Here is a 22,852-nt window from a genome sequence, read left to right as displayed (position 1 = left end):
GCCCGAGTTCGACACGCGGTATCGGCAAGACGTGGCACGGTTCTATGGGCGGTAAGGGGTAACCGAGCGCGCACTCAAGCCTCGGCAGGGCTTGGGTGCGCGTCCGCGCGAGGCGGACAGAGGCGAAAGAAGGTAACGCTAGATAACGCTAAGGACGATCCATCGCGCGTCCGGCGTTCCCGAACAAGTTGGCGAAGTTGAGACGTAAACGCGGTCTCGACTTCGGGAAAAGCGCCGCCGGGCTCGGGTGCAGCTTTACACCGATTGACACTGCGGCGTGAACGATCGCGTGGGATCGTTTCATTTTATGGACGGATGTCAAAGAGCATGGGGCGAAGTGACCCCGAGTCGCGGCGACCCTGACATGGGGCGCGGGCTGTAGGACAGCGGTTTCGGCCAGCGCCGCCTCGCGCTGGTTAGATCGCCAAGGCATGACTCCAATCATCAAGCGATGACCGCCACGGCCAGGCTACGAGACACTCCCGACTTCATAGGCAACCGTGATCGAGCAACGGTGCCAGATCCGACCGGTCGTGACTGCGGCCTAGGACCTCAGCCATTCCGTAACAGCTCGCCAGCTTACGCTTTGATCGTGCATCGAACTTGCGCGTCATGGAAGGTCGTAGATTTCTACCGTTTTTCCGGATGGTGCAGAACTTGTGGGTTTTGCATCGCTGGTGTCAAAATCGAACCGGATTACGAAGCCATCTGCAAGGCATGGCAACCCGAGCCGGCCCGGTTTAATTTGAATCCGCACCATCAATCACAGGGCCCAAACGTCTAGGGACAACGTCGCAACTGGACGGCATCCGTATCCGGGACATCGACCGTGCATATTCCGGCATTTTTCATCCTTTTAACGGTGTCCTCCAGTCGAGTACATACGTCCATCACTTCCTGCGTTTCGTCGGCTGCGGGATCGCAGTTTCGCATTTCGATATTCCACTCGGAAATGAGTAAGTTCTGTTCGGCGGTCCATTCCGGCTCGGCAGTGGTTTTGCTGGAGTCGGTAGTTTGCATCTCTTCAGGCTCCTCCTCACGTTGCGAGTTCCTGAGTCGATCACCGACAACCGATGTAACTGCATCTTCCGATGCAGCCTTTGCGTACTGCATTGCCTCTGGTGCAACAGTATTAATTATAAGCTCTTGCTTATCTTCGACAGACGGTCTGATTGTGTAGCGTACTTGAAATGTACGGTCTTCATGATCTTTATATTTAATGGTTAGTTTGCGTCACAAGATACGCTCTTAATAGCCTTATTAACGCCGGCAAGTGCAATTGTATTAAGAGAGTAAATAAAAAGACTTATACCCCGTTCAATATCCTGACTAATTTGATCGCCAACTGGATGAATTGTAGGTTTTATTTTCGAAAGTAGTGTTGTCCGAGCGTCTTCACGATTGCAGGCGTCTGCCGACCCTTCAGCCAGTAGGTCCAAGGTGGACGCTTCCCCCTTCGCGGCCGGAGTCACAGATGTGTTGCATCCTGTGACCGCAATGGTCGCAAGCAGTATAAAGCGCTTCATTATTTTCCCCCTTCAACCTCTAGGAGAACAGCGCGCATCTTTGCCCAGCCGTTCCTCCTATAATCGCCAGCCTACATCGCAGAGTGTGCCTCATCGTCTTGTGGCAAAGCATTGTAGTCAAAGCTCGCACCGAACTCGGTGTAACGTAGACATGGCATATCTGCGATCGTCTTCGTGCCCTTCATCACCACCAGTCCAGAAGAGACTGCCGCTCCTGTGCGGCCGTTCCCCTCTATGCTATAGACGATGTAGCTGTAGGAACCGTTCGCGAACCTGATTTGATACTCCATGCCTGCGTATCGATCGGAACGATAAAAGACATTTCCTTGGCCAGCGCTGCCAATGATGGCCATTTCTACTTTCGCGGGTGTGCCAAACTGGTAAGTCAGCCTGCTGCCAACGGCAGTCACCGACACCGACTTTTTCCCTAGAGAACATGCGAAAAGTTTCTTAGGTGTGCCCGCCTTAGCCTCTGCGGTGCTTGGTGCAGCTAACCTAGTAAACGCGAGCAGCGCGACGACAGTCGCTCCACAAATTTCTTTCATTGTACCCCCTTATGCCATGCGAAGCGCAGAATGGATGTGGGCACCTCGATTAGTAAAAAGGTTCCGGCAGAAGCGACGGGTAACGAGTGTCCGCCAACGCTTGACCTATTGCGAGAGACGCGCGTTTTGTGTATCGCTCTCAAATGCCAAGGAGGGCACGATGACGCAGGTAGCAGCGACCGAGTTCGCCCGCAATTTCGGTCGCTATCGCGAGCAAGCTCAACGCGAACCGGTGGCCGTGGTGACGCACAACCGGGTGACCGGCTATTTCGTGTCGGCCCGTGACTATGACGAATATCAACGCCTGAAGGCGATGGTTCCTACCGTCCTGGCGGTCGAGGAGCTGGACGCCAAGACATTGAAGGCGTTGGCGGCGTCGCGGATGGATGTTCGGCACGACCATCTTAATGCGCTGATGGATTGAGCCTTGTCGCTTCCTAGCCCGGAACCGGGCTTGGTCATCCCCTATGCCTATCTGTGGCGGCACGAGCATCGCAAAGGGCAGGAGGAAGGCCGCAAGGTCCGCCCCTGCGTCATCGTGCTGGCGTTGCAAAGCCCCAAGGGCGGTGCCCCGCGCGTGACGGTCGCACCGATCACACATACGCCGCCAGCGAAGGACAGGGAGGCGATCGAGCTGCCGCTTCGTGTCAAGCAGGCGCTCAGCCTCGACGGCGACCGCTCCTGGATCGTGCTGGATGAGGTGAACCAGTTCGCCTGGCCCGGCTATGACATTCGGCCTGTGCCGGGGAGCAAGGATCGCTTCGCCTACGGCTTCATCCCACCCAAGCTCTACGATATTGTCATCGGCCGCATTCTCGAGTTGGCCGCTGCGCGGCGCATTGCCGAGATCTCGCGTGATTGAGCGGAACCGCCGTGCCATCCTTGATTGCCCGCGCATGACTCGGCACCTAGACTTTTGCAGCCAAATGATCGTGACGCTTATGGGAAACACGCCGCGGCGAAGCCGCGTCGTCGAACGACACGGCCGGACGAGGGCCGGCCGGTCGTCGGCCGTGGCGTCGCTGGTTCGTCGGGCTAAGCTGCGCTTAGCGCGACTGCGACGCCATGCTTCCGTTCCACCCCCGAAATCCCTATATGTCAACGATGACGGACACCCTGCAATCCACCAATAATTCCGGCGACTACGGCGCTTCCTCGATCAAGGTGCTGAAAGGGCTCGACGCGGTGCGCAAGCGGCCGGGCATGTATATCGGCGATACCGACGACGGGTCGGGGCTGCACCATATGGTGTTCGAGGTCTCCGACAACGCGATCGACGAGGCGCTGGCGGGGCATTGCGACCGGATCGACATCGTCCTGAACCCCGACGGGTCGGTGTCGGTGACCGACAACGGCCGCGGCATTCCGACTGGCATCCATCCGGAGGAGGGCGTGTCGGCGGCCGAGGTGATCATGACCCAGCTGCATGCGGGCGGCAAGTTCGACAACACCAACGACGACAACGCCTACAAGGTGTCAGGCGGGCTGCACGGCGTGGGCGTGTCGGTGGTGAACGCGCTGTCCGAGTGGCTCGATTTGACGATCTGGCGCGACGGCGAGGAGCACCGGATGCGCTTCGCGCACGGCGACGCGGTCGCGCCGCTCGAGCGGACGGGCGCGTCGGCGCGCAAGGGCACGATGGTGACGTTCCTGCCCAGCCCGACCACCTTCAAGATCGTCGAGTTCGATTTCGACAAGCTGGAGCACCGATATCGGGAACTGGCGTTCCTGAACTCCGGCGTGCGGTTGTTCATCACCGATGCGCGGCACGACGAGCCGCGGACCGTCGAGCTCTATTATGAGGGCGGGATCGCCGCGTTCGTGAAGTATCTCGACCGCGCCAAGACGCCGCTGATGTCCAATCCGGTGGCGATCAACGGGCAGCGCGACGATGTCGGGATCGACGTCGCGCTGGAATGGAACGACAGCTATTACGAGCAGGTCCTGGCCTTCACCAACAACATCCCGCAGCGCGACGGGGGGACGCATATGGCCGCCTTCCGCGCGGCGCTGACGCGGACGCTCAACAACTATGCCGAGAAGTCGGGGTTGCTGAAGAAGGAAAAGGTGTCGCTGACGGGCGACGACATGCGCGAGGGGCTGACCGCGATCGTATCGGTCAAACTGCCCGATCCGAAATTCTCGTCGCAGACCAAGGACAAGCTGGTCTCGTCCGAGGTGCGCGCCCCGCTCGAGTCCCTCATGGCTGACAAGCTGGCCGAGTGGCTGGAGGAGAACCCCGCGACCGCCAAGGCGATCATCCAGAAGGTGATCGACGCCGCCGCCGCGCGCGAGGCCGCCAAGCGCGCGCGCGAGCTGACGCGGCGCAAGGGGGCGATGGACATCGCCTCGCTGCCGGGCAAGCTGGCCGATTGCCAGGAGCGCGACCCGTCCAAGTCCGAGCTGTTCCTGGTCGAGGGCGACTCGGCGGGCGGTTCGGCGAAGCAGGGGCGCGACCGGCATTTCCAGGCGATCCTGCCGCTCCGGGGCAAGATCCTGAACACCGAGCGAGCGCGCGAGGACCGGATGCTGTCGTCCAAGGAGATCGGCACGCTGATCACCGCGATGGGGACGGGCATCCGCGACGACTTCAACGCGGACAAGCTGCGCTACCACAAGGTCGTCATCATGACGGACGCCGACGTCGACGGCGCGCATATCCGCACGCTACTGCTGACGTTGTTCTACCGGCACATGCCGCGGATCATCGAGGGCGGGTATCTCTATATCGCGCAGCCGCCGCTCTACAAGGCGACGCGCGGGCGGTCGGAGGTGTATCTGAAGGATGATGCGGCGCTCGACGATTATCTGGTCGACGCCGGGCTGAACGCGCTGGTGATGGAGACGGCGGGCGGGGCGCGGTCGGGACGCGACCTGCGCGAGCTGGTCGAGCATGCGCGGCGGATGCGGACGCTGATGCGGTATGTGCCCAGGCGCTACGACCCGTCGATGATCGAGGTGCTGGCGCTGGGCGGGACGCTCGACCCGCAGATCGACCGGGCCGCGCGAGAGGCGGCGTTGACCCAGGTCGTGCGCTTGCTCGGGAGCAACGATGAGGAGGCGCGCTGGTCGGCGCGGCTGACCGAGGATGGCGGCGTCCATTTCGAGCGGCTGTGGCGCGGGGTGACCGACCACCACATCGTCGAGGCGGGGTTCCTGGTGTCGGCAGAGGCTCGCAAGCTGCACGCATTGGCCGCCGAGCAGTCGGAGGCGTATGCCGGGCAGGCCAAGCTGGTGCCGATGAAAGGCGCGCCGCAGCCGGCCGAGGTCGAGCCGGGCGAGGACGAAGGCGGCGAGGGTGGGGCCGAGACGATCACCGTGTCGCGCCGCGAGACGCGCGTGTCGCGGCCGAGCCAGCTGGTCGACGCGATCCTGGCGGCGGGGCGCAAAGGCTTGGCGATCCAGCGCTATAAGGGCCTGGGCGAGATGAACGCCGAGCAGCTGTGGGAGACGACGCTCGATCCCGCGAACCGGACGATGCTGCGGGTGTCGTCGGCCGACATCGCAGGGGCCAACGAGATCTTTACCCAGCTGATGGGCGAAGTCGTCGAGCCCAGGCGCGAGTTCATCCAGGACAATGCGCTCAACGTGGCGAACCTGGACGTCTGAGCGGTATGGCGTTCATCGTTCGGCGAAGCACCGAGGTCGCGGGCGCGGCGGAGCCGCGTGGTCGGTTCAGCGGCGACGACATGGCCCTGATGATATCGGAGCCGCCTTGCGACCGACCTCGGCGAAATGTCGGCCGCGGGTCGATCTATTTCACCGCGTGAGGGCGTGTTTCACGATGTGGAAGATCACATGCTGCTCGATCGTCCCGCGAAACAGGTGCGCCATGGGTCCCGAGGACCGAACGGCGACATCCTCGCCGCCATGGGTTTCCGAGCCGAGCGGCACCAGCGCCTGTTGGCGGAAATCCAGCCCGGTCGGGTCGGCGCTCGTCGGATCGGCTCGGACCGCTCCGGTCGCGCCGGAGCCGTTGGCGTAACCCAGGGTCGTGTAGGCCTTGCCATCCGCCGCGAGGATCGGCTTGCCCGTCGCGTCGGCGGCGACGCCCAGGATCGGGTTGCCCCGCGCCGGGTATCCCGAGATGCTGAGCGTGTGGCTGTGATCGGCGGTCACGAGGATCAGCGTCTCGCGCGGATCGGTCGCCGCCGCGGCGCGGGCCACCGCCTCGTCGAGCGCCACCGCCTCTTCCAGCGCGCGCCGCGCATTGCCGGCGTGGTGGGCGTGGTCGATCCGCCCGCCCTCGACCAGCAGCACGAACCCGCCTTTGCGAGCGCTCAAACGCTTGATCGCGACGGCGGTCATGTCGGCCAGCGAGGGCTCCCCGGCGGGATCACGCGCGCGGTCGGCCTCGTACTTCATGTGATCGGGATCGAAGAGGCCCAGCACCGGTCCCGTGGGCTTCAGCGCCGCGAAGCCGCGCGAGTCCTGGATGTATGAGCCGTCGGGGTGACGGCGGCGCCACTCGGCCGCGAGGTCGCGCCCGTCGGTCCGGCGACCGCGCAGCTCCGGATATTCCGGGTCCGCCGTCGCTGCGGGAAAGAAGTTGGCGCGGCCGCCACCCAGCACGACGTCGAGGCGGGAGCCGACGGATCCCTCGACGAGTTGGCGGGCGATGTCGACGCAACCCTCGCGCCGAGAACGTTCGTCGAGGTTCGCGTCGGCCTCCCAATCGCGCTGAGGCGTGTGCGCGTAGGCGGCGGCCGGCGTGGCGTGCGTGATCCGCGCGGTCGAAACGATGCCCGTCGCGCGTCCCAGGCGCTGGGCAATGCCGAACAACGACTCTACTCCGTGGGCGCGCGACCCGGCACAGTCGCCAATCGCGACCTCCGGGCCGATCCCGATCACGTCGTTGCGCGTTTTCACGCCTGCCAAGATCGCGGTCGCGGTGGGTGCAGAGTCGGCGACCTGAGTGTCGTGCGAGTACGTCCGCACCAGTGCCGCATGCGGTAGCCGGTCCATCGCGGTCACGTACGACTCGCCGTCGACGCCCGCGCGCTGGCCCTGATGGATGCGTGCTGCGGTCTGGGTGGAGACGCCCATGCCGTCGCCGACGAACACGATCACGTTGCGGGCGCGCCGCTCGATCGGCCACTCGCGCGCCATGCGCTCCACGGTCGCCGCGGCCGCGCCGCGATAGGCATCGGTGGTGACGGCCGGCGGCGGCGGCGCCGGCGTCCGCTGCGCGGCGAGCGGGGCGGCCATCGCGAGCGGAACGGCGAGGATGGTGCGGATCATCGGCGCAGGCCCAACGCCGCGCGGATCGGCACCCAGCCGGCGTATTTGAAATTCTGCGTCGCCGGTGCGTTGTCGCCGTCCTGGGCTACAAACAGCCCATCGGGAAAGCGCGGACCGAAGTCGCCCAGCGCCAGGTCGATCCCGTCCGTCTCGCTGGTCGCGTCCACCGTCCCGCCGCCGATGCGGAAGCGACCGGCATAACGCATGCCCGGCAGATGATAGGCGGTGTAGGCGTTATCGCCCTGGCTCGACGCGATCAGGTAGCCCCCGCGCCGACCTTGGGGGGCCAGCGCCAGTCCTTCCGCATCGGCGACCAGCGTCCGCGCGTCGACCCGCGCGACCAGCTTACCCGCGACCGACGCCCCGGGATCGGCGGCGAAGCGCCAGATTCCCGCATCCTCCTCCGCCACGTACAAGACACCGGTTCGGTCGTCGACGACGCAGCCCTCGGCCTGGGACGGCACCTTCATCGATCGGACCGGGCGCACCCGGGGCGCTTCTCCGGAGAGGTCGATCGCGACCTGGTCGATGCGGCCGTCCTTCATCACGACGAAGCCGAAGAGCGTTCCGTCGCCCGCGCGTCGCCACAGGCACATGCCGTAGGCCTCGCCGGGACCGATGGGGAAACGGCCGAGCGGCTGGAGCCGGGCGGCGGCCGTGTCGAGCAGGAACAGCGACATCTTGGCCCAGTTGGCCTGCGCGCGGTCGCTCGCGGCGACGATCACGCGGTCCGGCAGCTCGCGTAGGTCGATGTTGTTGGAGCGGACGGCGGGCGTGAAGCTGAGGCGGCGGCCGGACAGGTCGTGGACGTGGATCCCCGCCTGCTTGTCGGTGCCGATGACGAGGCTGCGAGCCGGATTCGCCGCGTTGCGCCAGATCGCGGGATCGTCGGCGGCGTCGGCGGCCGTGTCGACGGGATCGGTTTCGGCGATCGCCGCCACGAGCGGCGGCGACGTGGAAAGCGGCATCGTCGCGCAACCCGCGAGCAGGAACGTGACGACCGCCGCACCCGTCCGCATCAGAACGTCACCCGCACGCCGCCCGTGTACCGCCGCCCGAACGTCTCCCGCTCGATGGTGAACCGGCTGCTGCCGACGAAGCGTCGACCGGGGCCGTCCAGCAGGTTGGCGAAGTCGGCGTAAAGCTCGACGTTGGGCGTCAGATTGTAGCGCACCGATGCGTCGAGCTCGTCGTCCTTGGCCCAATAGAAGTCGCCGCCGTCGATGCCCCGGAACACGCCGTTGATGGTGGCGAAGGTCCCGATCCCGTCGATCCAGCTCGAACGGTTCTGGTATGACACGCGCGCCGAGAAGCCGTATTTCTCGTAATAGCCGATCAGGTTGTAAACCGCGTCGGACGCGCCGGGCAGCCTGACCTTGCGTCCGTCGGGCGTGTCGGCGCGGCTCCGGTTGATCGTGGCGTTGAGCTGGACGCCGAAGCCGCCCATCCAGTCGGGCAGGCCGAGCCGGGCGGTGAAGGGGTCGAGCTGCTGCTGGATCGCGCCCTCGACGCCGAGGATATAGCCGTCGCCGCCGTTGGTGATCGTCGAGAAGGTATATTGCGACCGATCGGCTCCGCCGAAATTGAGCGTGTCGCGGCCAAACGTGCCGGTCGAGTTGAACAGGACGTCCTTCACGTCCTTGTAATACGCGCCGATCGACAGGAAACCGCGGGGCTGGGTGTAATATTCGAAATAGAGGTCGACGCCACGCGCCTTTTCCGGCTTCGCGTCGGGGTTGCCGCCCGAGATCGTCTGGTTCGCGTCGTTGAACGTCAGGTTGGGGCGGAGCTGATCGTAATCGGGCCGCGCTGCACCGGTGTTGAACGAAAGCCGCGCCTTCAGGCTGTCGTCGACGTCCCAATTCACGTGCAGGCTCGGATAAACCAACGTTTGGTCGTTGGTCACCTCGACCGGCGTGGTCGCGCCGGTGGTTCCGTTGATCGCGAACGCCCGGCTGTCGTTGCGGATGTGCTCCACGCGGGCGCCGCCCACGACATTGCCCCAAGGCAGGGTCGTCGTCGCCATCAGATAGCCCGCATAGACCTTTTCCTGCACGTCGTAGAAGTTGGCGGGCACGGGATTGTAAGGCGCCACCGTGGCGGCGCGGTCGAGGAGGTCGAGGATCTTGTCCCGGCCGAAGTACTGGAAGGTGTAGCCGAGCGGAAGCTCGCCCTGGAACCCGCCGGGAATGGCGATGGCCGAGTAGCCGGTGGGGATGCCCGCGGCGGTGAACAGCGCCGCGCTGGTCACGTCGAGCAGCCGCTCGTTCGACGTCTTGGTGCGGTCGTCGTAGCGCAGCCCGGCGGCGATCGTGACCTCGGCGGCGGCCAGGGTGATCGGCCGCGAGACGTCGAGCTTGGCGGTGTACGCCTCCGTCACGTCGTTGGCGATCAGGCCGCGCAGCCGCGACAGGGTCCGGGGGAAATCCTCGATCGCCGTGACGCGGTCGCCGCGCGCGAGCGTGCCGTTGGCGTTGCGGATCGTGCGATACAGCTCGACCTTCGCCAGTTGAGGGTCGCGCAGGTCGTAGAGCACGGTCAGCCGGTTGGGCGCGCCCGCGCCGTTGGTGCCGAATCCGGGGCTGTCGTAGTTGAGCTGGGCGGGCTGCGTCCGGTCGTCGATCGAGCGGGTGTAGTTGCCGCGCCACGCCACCGTCCAGTCGTCCAGCCGGTGGTCGCCGCCGATCGTGTTGGTGAACACCGACTGCTTGTAGGCCCGGACGGTGAAGTTCGAATTGAGGTCGATGCCGTACACGGTGCCGAGCAGCGGCGAGTTGCCGGTGCAGACGTCTGCATAACCGGTCGTGTTCGCCGCCGGTACGGGGTTGGCCGGGCAGGCGGTCGTCGCGGTCGGCACGCGCCCCTGCTGGTCGTCGAGGTCGAAGATGTAGTTGTTGCGCAGCTCGTCATCCTCGAAGGCCGAGTAGATCGACGCCGCGAACAGCCGATTGTCGTCGTTCGGCCGCCAGTCGAGCCGGGTCGTGAGCGCGTAGTTCCGCCGGACCAGCCGGTAGAGCTTGTTCTCCGTCTCGCGCGCGAAGACCCGGTCGGCGAAGCCCGGCCGCCGGTCCTGCTCGACCGCCTCGAAATCGGTTTCGAAGTTGTCGGTCACCATGCCGCGCCGGTAGAGGCTGGCCGACGAGGTGAGGCCGAACTCGCCGATGCCGGTCTCGAACCGGTCGGAGACGACGAGCGAACCTTCATACTCGCTGCGTTCGCCCAGCTCGACATAACCGAGGCCGGCCTTGGCCTGAATCTTGAACCCGGGATAGTCGAACGCGGTGCGGGTGATGATGTCGACGTTGCCCGCGATCGTCTCGCCCGTCATGTCGGGCGTCACGGCCTTGCGAACGACTATCTGCGACGCGATCGCCGACGGGATGGAGTCGAACCGGGCGTCGCGCCCTTCGGGGCTGACCACGTTGATGCCGTCGAACGACAGGGTGGTCCAGTTGATCGGGGCGCCGCGCAAGTTGACGTAGCGCGCCTGGCCTTGGTCGCGCTGCACGCCGACGCCGGGCAGGCGGCTGATCGCCTGGGCGACGTTCTGGTCGGGCAGCCGGCCGACCGAGTCGGCGGCGACGACCGAGACGAGCGACCTGCTGTTGCGCTGCGCCTGGAGCGCCGCCGCCTCCGACTCGGCGATCGGGCGCGAACCGGTGACGACCACTTCGCCGGCCGCGTCGGGCGAGGTCGCCATGGCGACGTCCAACGTTACGGCCGCGTTCGCGACGGTGAGTGCGCGGGGCAGGTCGGGGAAACCGACATGGCGGAACATGACCTCGTACGTTCCGGCCGGCACGTCGCGCAGCTCCCATCGCCCCGAGCGGTCGGCGACCGCGGTGCGGCCGAGTGCGGGGACATCCACCGTCGTGTCTTCGAGATAGCCGCCCGACGCGTCGGTGACCGTGCCGGACACGGTCGCACGCGCCGCCGCGTCGCCCTGCGCCGCCGCAGGGGTCCAGGCGGGACCACAGGCGCAGCTCGCCAGCAGAGCGCGCATGAAGATGTTCCGCCCGGACCAGGCTGACAGATTACGCATTGGCGACTTCCCCCCGGCGGAAAGCTCGCTCGCCCCCGTCCGCGTCGCCGCAGTGCAGCAGCGTGATGGCGGGAGTGTTACTTGGCGGCGACAGATAGAAGACACTTTGCCCGCTGGACAGACCGGCGTCGCGAGAGTCGCCGCCGTGGGAGTCGCGCCGTCGCGCTAGGGCGAGACCGGGTGAAGCGTGCCGAGGATCGGGGCGCGGTCGGGCGGTCGGCGCTCGGATCAACCGACATCCGAAAAATTCACATCTGCCGGGTAACCGCGTCGGGTATGTGGCCGCGACGAACACGAGCAGGCGATCGGCGATCGGCGATCGGCGATCGGCGACCGACCGATCCGCGCGCGCGGTTCCACGTCGTCGTGGTCCTGGGCCGCATGGGTCGGCGGCTTCGTCGCGCTGGCCGCCCTCACGTTCATGCTCGTCCAGAACTCCATCGAGGCCCGCCACCGGCAGGACGAGGCGCAATGGTGGCGGACCCACACGCTTCGCGTCCTGATCGACGTCGAGGCGGTCGACACGGCGCTCAACAAGGCTTTACGCGGCGAGCGCGGTTACGTCCTAACTGTGCGCCCCGGCGCGCTGGCGACTTTCGAACAGGGACTTCTCGATTATCACAAGGTGGTGCGCCGGATCCGCCGGCTGACTCGCGACAACGTGCTCCAGCAACGTCGCCTGACCGAGCTCGACGGGCGGGTCGCCACCTTCACCGCGACGGCGCTGCCGGTGGTCGACCTGGTGAAGGCCGGTAAGGTCGAGCAGGCCGTGGCGGCTGCCCGCGTCGGCCGCGAACGCGAGGCGCTCGAGAATGCGACCGCGCTGCTCGATGAGATCAGGGCCGAGGAGGGACGCCTGTTAAGATCGAGAGAGTCGCTAAGCGCCGAAGCCACCGCGCGGAGCGACCGTTTCGGACGGATCGTGCTCCTGGTGTTCGCCGGGCTGCTGGCCATAATCGCGGGCGCGGTCGCGGCGGTGCTGCGCGGCCGTGCGGCGTCCGAACGCACGACGGCGGCTATCCTGGAAAAGGAGCGGCTGTTGATCCTCGCCCAGTCCGTGGGGAAGCTCGGGCATTGGCGGCTGAACATCGTTACCGGTGCCATGGCCTGGTCGGACCAGATACGGCGCATATACGGCCTTGCCGCCGAAACGGCCGCGACGGTCGAGAACGCGCTGGCCGTTTATCATCCGGACGATGTCGCGCGGGTTCGCGCGACGTTGCAGGAGGCCGTGGCGACCCGCGCGGGGTACCAGTCCCGCGCGCGCGTCATCCGGCCGGACGGTGAAATCGTCCATGTCCTGACGCGCGCGGAAATCGAGCTGGACGCCGCCGGAGCGCCTGCCGGCTTCTTCGGCGTAGTGCAGGACGTGACCGAACAGGCGATCGCCGAGGTCCAGCGGCGGGAACAGCACGAGCAGTACCGTCTGCTCGCCGATCATTCGAACGACATGATCGTCCGGATCGGCCTGGACGGCATCCGCCGCTACGTATCGCCGGCCTGCCGGACGTTGTTGGGCTACGGTCCGGACGAGCTGATCGGCGGCGCGCCCGTTGCCGCGATCCACCCGGACGACAGGGCGCGAGTCATGGAGGTCTGCCGGTCGTTGCTGGCGGACGTCGACGACCCGATCTGCAGCTACCGGCAGCAGCACCGAGAGGGTCATTATGTCTGGCTGGAGGCGGCCTACAGATTGATACGGGACCGAAGCGGCGAGCCGGTCGAGTTCGTCGCCACCGTCAGAGACATCAAGCGTCGACAAGCGGCCGAGATCGCAGCCGCCGAGTCGGCCGCGCATCTCCAGGAAAGCCACCGGTTGTTCAGCATGGCGGCGTCGCTGGCCCGGGTCGGCCATTGGCGGGTCGATCTCGTGGGCGGCGCCGTCGCCTGGTCGGATGAGGTCTACCGCATCCACAACCTTGGGCACGACCATGTTCCCACGCTGGAGAACGCGATCGACTTGTACCATCCCGACGACCGGGAGCAGGTCCGACACGATGTCGAGCAAGCCACCGTCCAAGGCACGCCGTTCGAGTTCGTGGCGACGCTGCTGCTCGGGGACGGCTCGACCAAGTCGGTCGCGGTGCAGGGTCAGGCGGAGCGCGCGCCGGACGGCGCGGTGGTCGGGGTGATCGGCGTCATCCAGGACATCACCGTTCAGACGGCGGCGCAGGAAGCGTTGCGCGACAGCGAGCGGCAATATCGCCTGCTGGCAGACAACGCCACCGATGTGGTGCTGCGTACGGCCGACGACGGTTCCGTGCTGTATGTTTCGCCGTCCTGCGTCGAATTGTCCGGGTTCGCGCCCGACGAGCTGATGGGACGGCACAGCGCCGAGTTCATCCACAAGGACGAGCACGCGTCCGTACATGCCGCCCATATCGCGATCATCACGGGCGCTCGGGATGCGGTCACCGTCCAATACCGATTGAAGCAGAAGAGCGGCGGCTGGCGGTGGCTGGAGTCGCACATGAAATGCTGGCAAGGTCCCGACGGCGTGTGCGAAGGCGTGATCTCCGCCATCCGCGACATCGAAGCGCGCAAGGCGCTGGAAGCGCAGCTGGTGACGGCGCGGGAAACCGCCGAAGCGGCGGCGCACAGCAAGACCAACTTTCTCGCCAACATGAGCCACGAGATCCGAACGCCGATGAACGGCGTGGTCGGCTTCACCGAACTGTTGCTGGCCGGCGACCTGTCGCCCGAGCAGCGCCGCCGCGCCGAGCTGATCGCGGATTCGGGTCGCAGCATGGTCCGGTTGCTGAACGACATTCTGGACCTTTCGAAGATCGAGGCGGGTCAGATGAGCGTAGGGCGCGAACCGTTCGATCTCCTTCACGCATTGAGGGCCTGCGTGCGACTAGTGAAGCCCGCCGTCGAGCAGAAGGGCGTCCGCCTGGCGGAGGAATTGTCGACGGCGTTGCCGCAGATGGTGCTCGGCGACGGATTGCGGTTGCGCCAGATCATCCTGAACCTGCTCGGCAACGCGGCCAAGTTCACGTCCACGGGCCAGGTCACGCTGCGCGCGCGCTCGGTCCGTCAGGCGGACGGCGGCCGCATCGTCATCGAGGTGGAGGATAGCGGGCCGGGCATCGCCCCCGATCGGCAAGCGGCCATCTTCGAACGCTTCGTTCAAGCGGATGCCGGTGTCGCGCCCGCTTTCGGCGGCACGGGGCTGGGACTGCCGATCAGCGTGCAGCTCGCCCGGTTGATGGGGGGAGACATCGCGCTGGAAAGCGAGCCCGGTCGCGGATCGCGCTTTATCGTCACGTTGCCGCTCGAGTCCGTCGTGGTCGATGAAGTGGCACCGATCGTCCGGGAAGCGGCGGCTGGCGGGGAACCGGCCGAGCCGCTGGCCGACTCGCTGCGCGTGCTGGTCGCGGAGGACCATGACGTGAACCAGCTTCTCGTCGCGGAGATGTTGGAACGGCTCGGCTGCACGGCGCAGATCGCGGTCGACGGCGAGGAAGCCGTGACCATGATCACCACCGCGGATCGGGAGGGTCGACCGTTTTCGATCGTGTTGATGGACATGCAGATGCCGCGGCTCGGCGGGCTCGACGCCACCCGTCGATTGCGCGCGTCCGGCTACGACGCCGGACGGCTGCCGATCGTGGCGCTGACCGCCAACGCCTATGCCGACGATGTAACGGCGTGCCTGGAAGCGGGCATGCAATCGCACCTGGCCAAACCGCTTCAGCTACGGCGCCTCGAGGACACGTTGAAGCGTTGGGCGGTGCGGCCGACGATGAAGCCGGCGAAAGTCGGGATCCAGATCAGCGAAAAGATCCGCGAACGTTATCGACTTCGCCGGGCGGAAACGCTGCGCAAGGTGGACGAGCTGGTACGATCCGGCGAGTTCGCAGAAGCGGCCGTCGACGAGGTCGCGGAGCTGCTGCACAAGCTGGCAGGTACCGCAGGAATGTTCGGTGAAGCCGAGCTGGGCGAATGCGCCCGCGATCTGGAGCATGGGCTTCGCACGCTCCCGGCGCCGGACATGGCCATCCGCACGCGCGGCATGGCGGACGCCTTGCGTGCCGCGGCTTGAGGGGGCTGGATGGCGCGTATCCTGATCATCGACGACGACGAGATCCTGGCGGAGATCGTCGTCGACGCGTTGGCATCGGCGGGTCATCTGGTCAGCGCCGTTCATCACGGTCACCAAGCGATCCGCGCGGTCGATGAAAGCGGTCCCGAACTCATTATCCTCGATTACGACCTGCCGGGCGTCACGGGGTTGGAGATCCTTCGCCAGATCCGACGGCGACCTTACGGTCCGGGCTTGCCGGTGTTGATGCTGACCGCGACGACCAGTCGGCTGCTACCGGCGCGCGCGCACCGGGACGACATCGACGACTACCTGGTCAAGCCCGTCGCGCTCGACTTGTTGGTAGGGCGGGTGGAGGCGCTGCTGAGAAGCGCGGCGCTGTCCAAGCAGGTTTCACATACGACGCCGTAGCGGCCGCGCGCCTAGCCGGCGCGCCGTTACCGGCGGCGGCGCGTCACCGATCGGGGATGCGCCACAGGTAGATCGTGGTGCCCTCTACCTCGCGCGTCGCCTCGGGCGGCCAGTCGGTCATGCCGAAGGCGTGGCTGACGATGCGGGTGCCGGGCTTGAGCATCCGCAGGAGCCGCGGCCGGAGCCTGTCGTTTAGCTCGGGGAGCAGATAGAGCGTGACGACGGTGGCCTCGGCGATGTCGGTCTCGAACAGGTCCTCGTTGCGGAAGGTGACCCGGCCGGTCAGCTTGGCTTCGGCGGCGTTCACCCGCGCCTCGGCGATGCGGGTGGGGTTGATGTCGACGCCGACCGCGCGGATGCCGTAGCGCGCCGATGCGGTGACCGGGATGCGCCCGTCGCCCGAGCCGAGGTCGTAGAGCACATCGTCGGGCTTCACCTGCGCCAGGTCGAGCATCGCGTCGACGACCGCGAAGGGGGTGGGCACATAGATGACGTCCGGGTCGCGGAGCGGCTTGGGTGTCGCGGGCCGGGGCGCGGCGGACTGGGCGGCGAGCGGGGGCGCCGAGATCGCTAGCAGCAGCATGGCGGCGAGGTGTCTCATGGGACAGGCTCCAGATGGCGGGCGGGATCGATCCAGGGCAGCATGAGCGCGCCCAGCCCGAGCACGGTGACGCCGACCAGCGCTCCCCAGCCGGTATAGGCGAGGCTGGACCAGAGCAGCCAGGCGTTGGTCAGGCAGAAGATGAGCGGCAGGACGGGGTAGAGGGGGACGCGGAAAGGCCGGGGCAGGCCGGGTTCGCGTGAGCGCAGCACGAACAGCGAGATGCCGACAAGGAGGAAGAACAGCCAGAACACCGGCGCGGTGTATTCGACCGCCAGGCGGAAGCCGTCGCGCGCGACCGCGCCCGCCGCGACGAGCAGCAAGGCCGCCGCGCCCTGGACGAGAAGCGCGTTGCCCGGCGTCGCGCGACGTACGTCCCACCGACCCAGCCAGCCGAGCGCGGGCACGTCGCGCCCCAGCGCGAAGCTGCTGCGCGCGCCGGTGAAGATCGTCGCGTTGGCCGACGTCAGCGCGGCGACCGCGACCACCCCCGCGATCAGCGCCGCACCGGCGGAACCTGCGACGCGGCGCATCAGGTCGGCGGCGACCGCGTCCGACGCGGCCATGCCCCCGAGCCCCAGGCCGCGCAGGTAGGCCAGGTTGACGAGCAGGTAGAGCAGGGTAACGGCCCCCAAGCCGATCACCAGTACGCGCCACATCAGGCGCGGGGCGTCGCGCAGCTCGGCGGAGACGTAGACCGCCTCGCTCCAGCCGCCGTAGGTCAGGAGCACGAACACCAGCACGAGGCCGAGCGCGCCCTCGCCGGACGCGGGTGCGGCGGCTCGGGCGGGGAGCGCGGGGGCGAAAAGGAGGCCAGCGACGATTACGACGATCAATCCGAGCACCTCGACGAGCACCAGCCAGTTCTGCGTCGTCGTGCCCGCGCGGAGGCCGAGCCAGTTGAGCGCGGTCAGGCCCGCGACCGCGAGCGCCGCCCACATGGCCGCACCACCGGGCAGGACGCTCGCCACGTAATCGCCGAAGACGTAGGCCAGCAGCGCCACCGAACCCGTCTGGATGATCGCCAGCCGCGCCCAGCCATAGAGGAAGCCGACCCGCCCGCCGTACGCGCGCACGAGATAGCGATAGTCGCCGCCGGGGCCGGGATAGGCCGACGCCAGCTCGCCGTAGCAAAGCGCGCCCACGACCGAGATCGCGCCGCCGAGCGCCCAAGCGAGCAGCATCGTCGCAGGGCTATCGCTCGCGCCGGCGACGAGCGAGGGCGCCTTGAAGATGCCCGCGCCGATGACGATCCCGACCGTAATCGCGATCGCCTCGCGCGAGCCGAGCAGCGGAACGGGGCCGGGCGGGTCTGGTCGGCTCATGCCGACGGCGTTACCACGCCCTGACCGAGGGGTCAGCCCAGGCCGCGAGCGTGCTTTCCGCCGTGGCGTTGGCCGAGATAGCTGGTGATGCGGCGCAGATCCTCCGAGGCGGCGATGGCGGCGTCGGGACAGCAGGACAGGGGTCCGTCGGTCGCGCACGATGCGCGGAGAGCCACCTTGTGGCTCAGTTCCTCAAGATCGGCGCGGGTGAGGATGTTCTTCTCGCGCAGCAGGCACAGGAGGCTTTGCAGGATGATGATGCTCTCATCGCCGGGGTCGACGTTCGATGGAGGTCCGGGATTGTGCACTGACGCCATGATCGCTCTCCTTATATTTTCGGAGGAGCGTACGCCCATTTCCCACGACCGCAATAACTTAGTTCAACCCGCCGCCGAACGAGCGGTACAGCTCGACCAGGTTGTTCGCGCGGGCCAGGCGCGTATTCACGAGCTGCTGCTGCGCGGCGTAGGCGGTGCGCTGCGCGTCGAGCGAGGTGATGAAATTCGTCACCCCTACCCGGTAGCGCGCGTCCGACAGACGCGAGGCGACCAGGGCGGAGTCGGCGCGAGCGGACTGGGCCGCAATCTGCTCGTCGATCGTGCCGCGCTGGGCCAGCGCGTCGGCGACCTCGCGGAAGGCGACCTGGATCGTGCGCTCGTAATTCGCGACCGCGACCTGCTCCGTCGCCCGCGCGAGGCGGACGTTCGCGCGGGCGCGGCCGCCGTCGAACAGCGGCAAGGAGATGCCCGGCGCCGCCGAGTAGGTGAAGCTGCCGCCGCCGAACAGTCCGGACAGCGCGGTACTGATCGTGCCGACGGTCGCGGTGAGCGAGATGTTTGGGAACAAGGCCGCGCGCGCCGCGCCGATATTGGCGTTCTCGGCCAACAGCTGGCGCTCGGCCTGGAGCACGTCGGGGCGCCGCAGCAGGACCTGGGACGACAGGCCGGTCGGAAGCGTGCGGAGCGTCGCCTCGCCTTGTCCCAGCTCGGCGGGCAGCAGCGTCGCGGCGACCGGCGCGCCGACCAGCAGCTGGAGCGCATTGGCGTCCTGGGCCACGCGCGTCCTGAGCACGGCGATATCGTTACGGGCGGCCTGGTAGTTGGTATCGGCCTGACGCGCCTCCAGCTCGGAGGCGACGCCTACACGGAACTGCGCCTGGGTGAGGTCACGGGTCTGTTCGAACGCGCGGAGCGTGTCGCGCGACAGGCGAAGCTGGTCCTGGTCGGAGGCATAGGTCAGCCAAGCGGTCGCGATCTCCGCGATCAGGCTGATGCGGACGGAGCGGCGCGCCTCCTCCGTCGCGAGATATTGTTGTTGCGCCGCGCGACTCAGGTTCCGTACGCGGCCGAACAGGTCGATCTCGAACGCGGAAAAGCCCGCATTCAACGAGTAGAATTCGAGGTTGGACGAGCCCGTCCCTACCCCGGCTCCGGTTCCGACGCCTGCACTGCCGGTACCCGCACCTGTGCCGCCTGCACCTGTGCCGCCCGTGCCCGCGCCCGCGCCTGTGCCCGTACCCGTGCCTGTCCCGCCGCCGGCGGCACCGACCGCGCCGAACGCGTTGTTGGTATAAGTCGCGGAGCCGGTCAGACTCGTCGTGGGTACCTGACTAGCGCGCTGGATGCGGAAGCGTTCGCGTGCCTGGAGGACGTTGGCGGCCGCGACCTGGAGATCGCGGTTGTTCTCCAGCCCCTGCGCGATCACCTGGCGCAGGCGATCCTCCGTGAAGAAGTCGCGCCAGCCGATCGCGGTGACGTCCGGTGCTTCGGTGGCGGCGGCCGGGTAGACGCCGCCCGTGGGCAGCGTCGCGGGCACCGCGCCCGCGGGCCGGACGTAGGTCGGCGCGAGATTGCAGCCGGCGAGCATCGTCGCGCCGGCGAGGGCGATCAGTGAGAAGCGCTTCATCGGATCAAGCCCCCTGCGGCGAAGGCCGCCCCTGCGGGTCGGTGGGCGGCGCGGGCCGCCCCTCGGGTTCGTCGCGGACCGCAGGCTGCGCCCGGCCGCCGCGGCCGAACAGGCGGAGCACCACCACGAAGAACATCGGCACGAAGAAGATGGCGAGCACGGTCGCCGACAACATGCCGCCCACCACCGCCCAGCCGATCGCGTTCTGTCCGCCCGCGCCCGCGCCCGACGAGAGAGCGAGCGGCAGCACGCCGAACACGAAGGCGAGCGAGGTCATCAGGATCGGCCGGAGCCGAAGCTTCGCCGCCTCGACCGCGGCGTCGAACGCGCTCATCCCGTCGCGCATCCGTTCCTCGGCGAACTCGACGATCAGGATCGCGTTCTTGGCCGACACGCCGATCGTCGTGATCAGCCCGACCTGGAGGTAGATGTCGTTGTTCAGCCCCCGAAGCGACGCCGCGAGCACCGCGCCGAGCACGCCCAGCGGCACGACGAGGAGGACCGAGACGGGCACCGACCAGCTTTCATACAGGGCGGCGAGGCAAAGGAAAACGAGCATCAGCGACAGCGCATAGAGCGCGGGAGCCTGGCCGCCCGACAGCTTCTCCTCGAAACTGAGGCCGGTCCATTCAAGCTTGGTTCCGGGCGGCAGCTTGGCATGAAGCTCCTCCATCGCGGCGAGCGCGTCGCCCGACGAATAGCCGGGGCCGGGGATGCCCAGCAGCTCCATCGCCGGCGAGCCGTTATAGCGCGTGATCTGCACGGGCGCGTTCTCCCAGCGGAGCGTGGCGAAGGCGGTGTAGGGGACCATCTGACCACCCTGGCCGCGCACGAACAGGCTGCCCAGATCCTCGGGCTTCTGGCGGTAGGGCTGGTCGGCCTGCAGGAAGACGCGCTTGACGCGGCCCCGGTCGATGAAGTCGTTGATGTAGGACCCACCCCAGGCGGTCGAGATCGTCTGGTTGACCTGCGCCAGATCGACGCCGAGCGTACGCGCCTTGTCCTGGTCGATTTCCACCTTCAACTGCGGCGCGTCGTCGAGCGCGTTGGGCCGGACCTGCGCGACGCGCGGCTCGGCCTGCGACATGCCGAGCATCTGGTTGCGCGCGGCGAGCAGGCGTTGATAGCCGATCCCCGTCTCGTCGACGATCTGAAGGTCGAAGCCGGTGGCGTTGCCGAGTTCGGCGACGGCGGGCGGCACGATCGCGAAGATCAGGCCGTCCGAGTACCCGCCGAAGACCCCCATCGCGCGCCCGACGATCCCGGCCGCGCGGTTCGCCGCGCCCTTGCGCTGCTCCCAGTCCTTGAGCGGGACGAAGGCGATGCCGCTATTCTGGCCCTGCCCGGCGAAAGAGAAGCCGTTAACGGTGAATATGCCGCGCGTATTGCCCGCCTCCGCCTTGAGGAAATGGTCGCGTACCAGCGTCAGCCCGCGCTCCGTGCGGGCGGTGGTCGAGCCCGACGGACCCTGGACCAGCGCGACGACGTAGCCCTGGTCCTCGTCGGGCAGGAATCCCGAGGGGAGGCGGTAGAACAGCGTGCCCATGCCGGCCACGATCAGCGCATAGACGATCAGCGACCGTTTCCAGCTGCGCGCGGTCGCCTTGACGCCGCGTTCGTAGCGGCGCTGGCCGGAATCGAAGGTGCGGTTGAACCAGCCGAAAAAGCGCGCGAGCGGGCCGGTGCCCGGCTTCTTGTCCGGATCGTGCGGCTTCAGGATCGTCGCGCACAAGGCGGGGGTCAGGATAATCGCCACCGCGACCGACAGCGCCATGGCCGACGCGATGGTGATCGAGAACTGGCGGAAGATCACGCCGGTCGACCCGGCGAAGAACGCCATGGGCAGGAACACCGCGATCAGCACCAACGCGATGCCGACCAGCGCGCCGGTGATCTCGTCCATCGACTTGCGCGCGGCGTCCTTGGGACTGAGCCCCTCGGTGGTGATGAGGCGCTCGACATTCTCGACGACCACGATCGCGTCGTCGACGAGCAGGCCGATCGCGAGGACGAGGCCGAACAGCGTCAGCGTGTTGATCGAGTAGCCCGCGAGCTGGAGGATCGCGAAGGTGCCCAGGATCACGACGGGGACGGCAATCGTCGGAATCAGCGTCGCGCGCCAGTTCTGGAGGAACAGGAACATGACCAGGAAGACGAGCACCACCGCCTCGACCAGCGTCTCGACGACCTGTTCGACCGATAGCCGGACGAAGGGCGCGGTGTCGTAGGGGTAGATTACCTTGACGTCGGGCGGGAAGGTGGCGGCGATCTCGGCGACGCGCGCCTTGACGCCGTCGACGGTCGTCAGCGCGTTCGCGCCGGGGGCGAGATACAGCGCGAGGCCCGCGGCGGGATTACCGTTCCATTTGGATTCGAAGCCGTAATTCTCCGCGCCGATCTCCACGCGCGCGACATCGCGCAGGCGGACGATCGAGCCGTCGGCGGCGGCTTTCAGACGGATTGCGCCGAACTGCTCGGGCGTCTGGAGACGCGACTGGACCGAGACGGTGGCGTTGAGCATCTGTTCGGCGGGGGCGGGCTGAGCGCCGAGTTGCCCGGCCGAGACCTGCGCGTTTTGCGCCAGGACCGCAACCGAGATGTCCGTCATGGCGAGCTGGAAGCTGTTCAGCTTCACCGGATCGACCCAGATACGCATGGCGTACTGGGCGCCGAACAGCTGGACGTTGCCGACGCCGTCGACGCGGCTGAGCGGATCCTGGAGCCTGGACGCGACATAGTCGGCCAGGTCGGTGCCGTCGTGGCTACCGTCGGCCGAGTAGAGCCCGACGATGACCAGGAAGTTGGCCGATGCCTTGGTAACCTGGATGCCCTGCTGCTGCACCTCCTGCGGCAGGAGCGGCGTCGCGGCCTGGAGTTTGTTCTGCACCTGCACCTGGGCGATGTCGGGATCGGTGCCCTGTTCGAAGGTGACGGTGATCGTCAGCTGCCCCGCCGAGCTGGACGAGGAGGAGAAGTAGCGGAGGTTGTCGATGCCCTTCAGCTGCTGTTCGATGATCTGCGTCGTGGTGGTCGCCAGCGTCTCGGCGTCGGCGCCCGGATAGGTGGCGGTAATCGCGACGGCCGGCGGCGCGATGGCGGGGAACTGCGCGATCGGCAGCGACCGGATCGCCAGCGCGCCGGCCAGCATCAGGATGATCGCCAGCACCCAGGCGAAAATCGGGCGGTCGATGAAATAGCGGGCCATGGAGGG

At 67.0% G+C, this 22,852-nt stretch carries 15 protein-coding genes; 5 read left to right on the top strand and 10 right to left on the bottom strand.

Translation table 11 applies throughout. The features are described from left to right. Positions 1-780 precede the first annotated feature (780 nt). Together ACFE7F_RS01920 and ACFE7F_RS01915 are read right to left on the bottom strand one after the other, a co-directional pair. Positions 781-1,113, bottom strand: a complete 333-nt coding sequence (locus ACFE7F_RS01920; protein ID WP_375402146.1) for a hypothetical protein — start codon at positions 1,111-1,113, stop codon at positions 781-783. 484 nt (positions 1,114-1,597) lie between these two features. Further along, positions 1,598-1,942 carry a hypothetical protein gene (locus ACFE7F_RS01915; protein ID WP_375402145.1) on the bottom strand — a complete coding sequence of 115 codons (345 nt, stop codon included), beginning with the start codon at positions 1,940-1,942 and terminating at the stop codon, positions 1,598-1,600. Positions 1,943-2,231: 289 nt separating this feature from the next. Between ACFE7F_RS01915 and ACFE7F_RS01910 the strand changes: the two genes are divergently transcribed. From ACFE7F_RS01910 to gyrB, 3 genes are all read left to right on the top strand, one after another. Then, positions 2,232-2,495, top strand: a complete 264-nt coding sequence (locus ACFE7F_RS01910) for a hypothetical protein (protein WP_375402144.1) — start codon at positions 2,232-2,234, stop codon at positions 2,493-2,495. A gap of 30 nt (positions 2,496-2,525) precedes the next feature. Next, a complete protein-coding gene (locus tag ACFE7F_RS01905; protein ID WP_375402143.1) occupies positions 2,526-2,933 on the top strand; it encodes a type II toxin-antitoxin system PemK/MazF family toxin in 408 nt (135 codons plus the stop codon). 242 nt (positions 2,934-3,175) lie between these two features. After that, positions 3,176-5,680, top strand: a complete 2,505-nt coding sequence (gene gyrB, locus ACFE7F_RS01900; protein ID WP_375402142.1) for a DNA topoisomerase (ATP-hydrolyzing) subunit B — start codon at positions 3,176-3,178, stop codon at positions 5,678-5,680. A gap of 150 nt (positions 5,681-5,830) precedes the next feature. Here the strand turns inward: gyrB and ACFE7F_RS01895 are convergent, their stop codons facing one another. The 3 genes from ACFE7F_RS01895 to ACFE7F_RS01885 are packed head-to-tail and all read right to left on the bottom strand — an operon-like array spanning position 5,831 to position 11,354. Beyond that, positions 5,831-7,312, bottom strand: coding sequence for an alkaline phosphatase (locus tag ACFE7F_RS01895; RefSeq protein WP_375402141.1), 1,482 nt, complete (start codon positions 7,310-7,312; stop codon positions 5,831-5,833). Continuing rightward, positions 7,309-8,331: a phytase gene (locus tag ACFE7F_RS01890; protein ID WP_375402140.1), complete on the bottom strand. Its 1,023-nt coding sequence runs from the start codon at positions 8,329-8,331 to the stop codon at positions 7,309-7,311. The genes ACFE7F_RS01895 and ACFE7F_RS01890 overlap by 4 nt, the downstream gene beginning before the upstream one ends. Continuing rightward, positions 8,331-11,354 carry a TonB-dependent receptor gene (locus tag ACFE7F_RS01885; protein WP_375402139.1) on the bottom strand — a complete coding sequence of 1,008 codons (3,024 nt, stop codon included), beginning with the start codon at positions 11,352-11,354 and terminating at the stop codon, positions 8,331-8,333. The genes ACFE7F_RS01890 and ACFE7F_RS01885 overlap by 1 nt, the downstream gene beginning before the upstream one ends. Before the next feature lie 421 nt (positions 11,355-11,775). On the opposite strand from ACFE7F_RS01885, the gene ACFE7F_RS01880 reads away from it, so the two are divergent. Beyond that, positions 11,776-15,399, top strand: a complete 3,624-nt coding sequence (locus tag ACFE7F_RS01880; RefSeq protein WP_375402138.1) for a PAS domain S-box protein — start codon at positions 11,776-11,778, stop codon at positions 15,397-15,399. A gap of 9 nt (positions 15,400-15,408) precedes the next feature. Continuing rightward, complete coding sequence (locus ACFE7F_RS01875) at positions 15,409-15,810, top strand: response regulator transcription factor (protein ID WP_375402137.1); 402 nt, start codon at positions 15,409-15,411, stop codon at positions 15,808-15,810. 43 nt (positions 15,811-15,853) lie between these two features. Here the strand turns inward: ACFE7F_RS01875 and ACFE7F_RS01870 are convergent, their stop codons facing one another. The 5 genes from ACFE7F_RS01870 to ACFE7F_RS01850 are packed head-to-tail and all read right to left on the bottom strand — an operon-like array spanning position 15,854 to position 22,846. Further along, positions 15,854-16,411, bottom strand: coding sequence for an SAM-dependent methyltransferase (locus ACFE7F_RS01870; protein WP_375402136.1), 558 nt, complete (start codon positions 16,409-16,411; stop codon positions 15,854-15,856). Beyond that, on the bottom strand, positions 16,408-17,736 hold the full coding sequence (locus tag ACFE7F_RS01865; RefSeq protein ID WP_375402135.1) for an APC family permease: 1,329 nt from the start codon (positions 17,734-17,736) through the stop codon (positions 16,408-16,410). The genes ACFE7F_RS01870 and ACFE7F_RS01865 overlap by 4 nt, the downstream gene beginning before the upstream one ends. Positions 17,737-17,768: 32 nt before the next feature. Continuing rightward, entirely contained in the window at positions 17,769-18,053 is a 285-nt protein-coding gene (locus tag ACFE7F_RS01860) for a hypothetical protein (protein WP_375402134.1), read from the bottom strand. Between the two features lie 58 nt (positions 18,054-18,111). Beyond that, complete coding sequence (locus ACFE7F_RS01855) at positions 18,112-19,641, bottom strand: efflux transporter outer membrane subunit (protein WP_375402133.1); 1,530 nt, start codon at positions 19,639-19,641, stop codon at positions 18,112-18,114. Between the two features lie 4 nt (positions 19,642-19,645). Continuing rightward, positions 19,646-22,846: an efflux RND transporter permease subunit gene (locus ACFE7F_RS01850; RefSeq protein WP_375402132.1), complete on the bottom strand. Its 3,201-nt coding sequence runs from the start codon at positions 22,844-22,846 to the stop codon at positions 19,646-19,648. Positions 22,847-22,852 lie beyond the last annotated feature (6 nt).

The sequence above is a fragment of the uncultured Sphingomonas sp. genome, assembly GCF_964235535.1.
Lineage (GTDB): Bacteria > Pseudomonadota > Alphaproteobacteria > Sphingomonadales > Sphingomonadaceae > Sphingomonas.
This window is presented reverse-complemented; position numbering and strand designations above follow the sequence as displayed.

Excerpts from the sequence above, each read along its gene's own strand:
- ACFE7F_RS01920 (WP_375402146.1), bottom strand. The coding sequence starts at position 1,113 with ATGCAGTACGCAAAGGCTGCATCGGAAGATGCAGTTACATCGGTTGTC.
- ACFE7F_RS01870 (WP_375402136.1), bottom strand. The coding sequence starts at position 16,411 with ATGAGACACCTCGCCGCCATGCTGCTGCTAGCGATCTCGGCGCCCCCG.
- gyrB (WP_375402142.1), top strand. The coding sequence starts at position 3,176 with ATGACGGACACCCTGCAATCCACCAATAATTCCGGCGACTACGGCGCT.
- ACFE7F_RS01860 (WP_375402134.1), bottom strand. The coding sequence starts at position 18,053 with ATGGCGTCAGTGCACAATCCCGGACCTCCATCGAACGTCGACCCCGGC.
- ACFE7F_RS01850 (WP_375402132.1), bottom strand. The coding sequence starts at position 22,846 with ATGGCCCGCTATTTCATCGACCGCCCGATTTTCGCCTGGGTGCTGGCG.
- ACFE7F_RS01865 (WP_375402135.1), bottom strand. The coding sequence starts at position 17,736 with ATGAGCCGACCAGACCCGCCCGGCCCCGTTCCGCTGCTCGGCTCGCGC.
- ACFE7F_RS01875 (WP_375402137.1), top strand. The coding sequence starts at position 15,409 with ATGGCGCGTATCCTGATCATCGACGACGACGAGATCCTGGCGGAGATC.
- ACFE7F_RS01910 (WP_375402144.1), top strand. The coding sequence starts at position 2,232 with ATGACGCAGGTAGCAGCGACCGAGTTCGCCCGCAATTTCGGTCGCTAT.
- ACFE7F_RS01880 (WP_375402138.1), top strand. The coding sequence starts at position 11,776 with ATGCTCGTCCAGAACTCCATCGAGGCCCGCCACCGGCAGGACGAGGCG.
- ACFE7F_RS01890 (WP_375402140.1), bottom strand. The coding sequence starts at position 8,331 with ATGCGGACGGGTGCGGCGGTCGTCACGTTCCTGCTCGCGGGTTGCGCG.
- ACFE7F_RS01895 (WP_375402141.1), bottom strand. The coding sequence starts at position 7,312 with ATGATCCGCACCATCCTCGCCGTTCCGCTCGCGATGGCCGCCCCGCTC.
- ACFE7F_RS01885 (WP_375402139.1), bottom strand. The coding sequence starts at position 11,354 with ATGCGTAATCTGTCAGCCTGGTCCGGGCGGAACATCTTCATGCGCGCT.
- ACFE7F_RS01855 (WP_375402133.1), bottom strand. The coding sequence starts at position 19,641 with ATGAAGCGCTTCTCACTGATCGCCCTCGCCGGCGCGACGATGCTCGCC.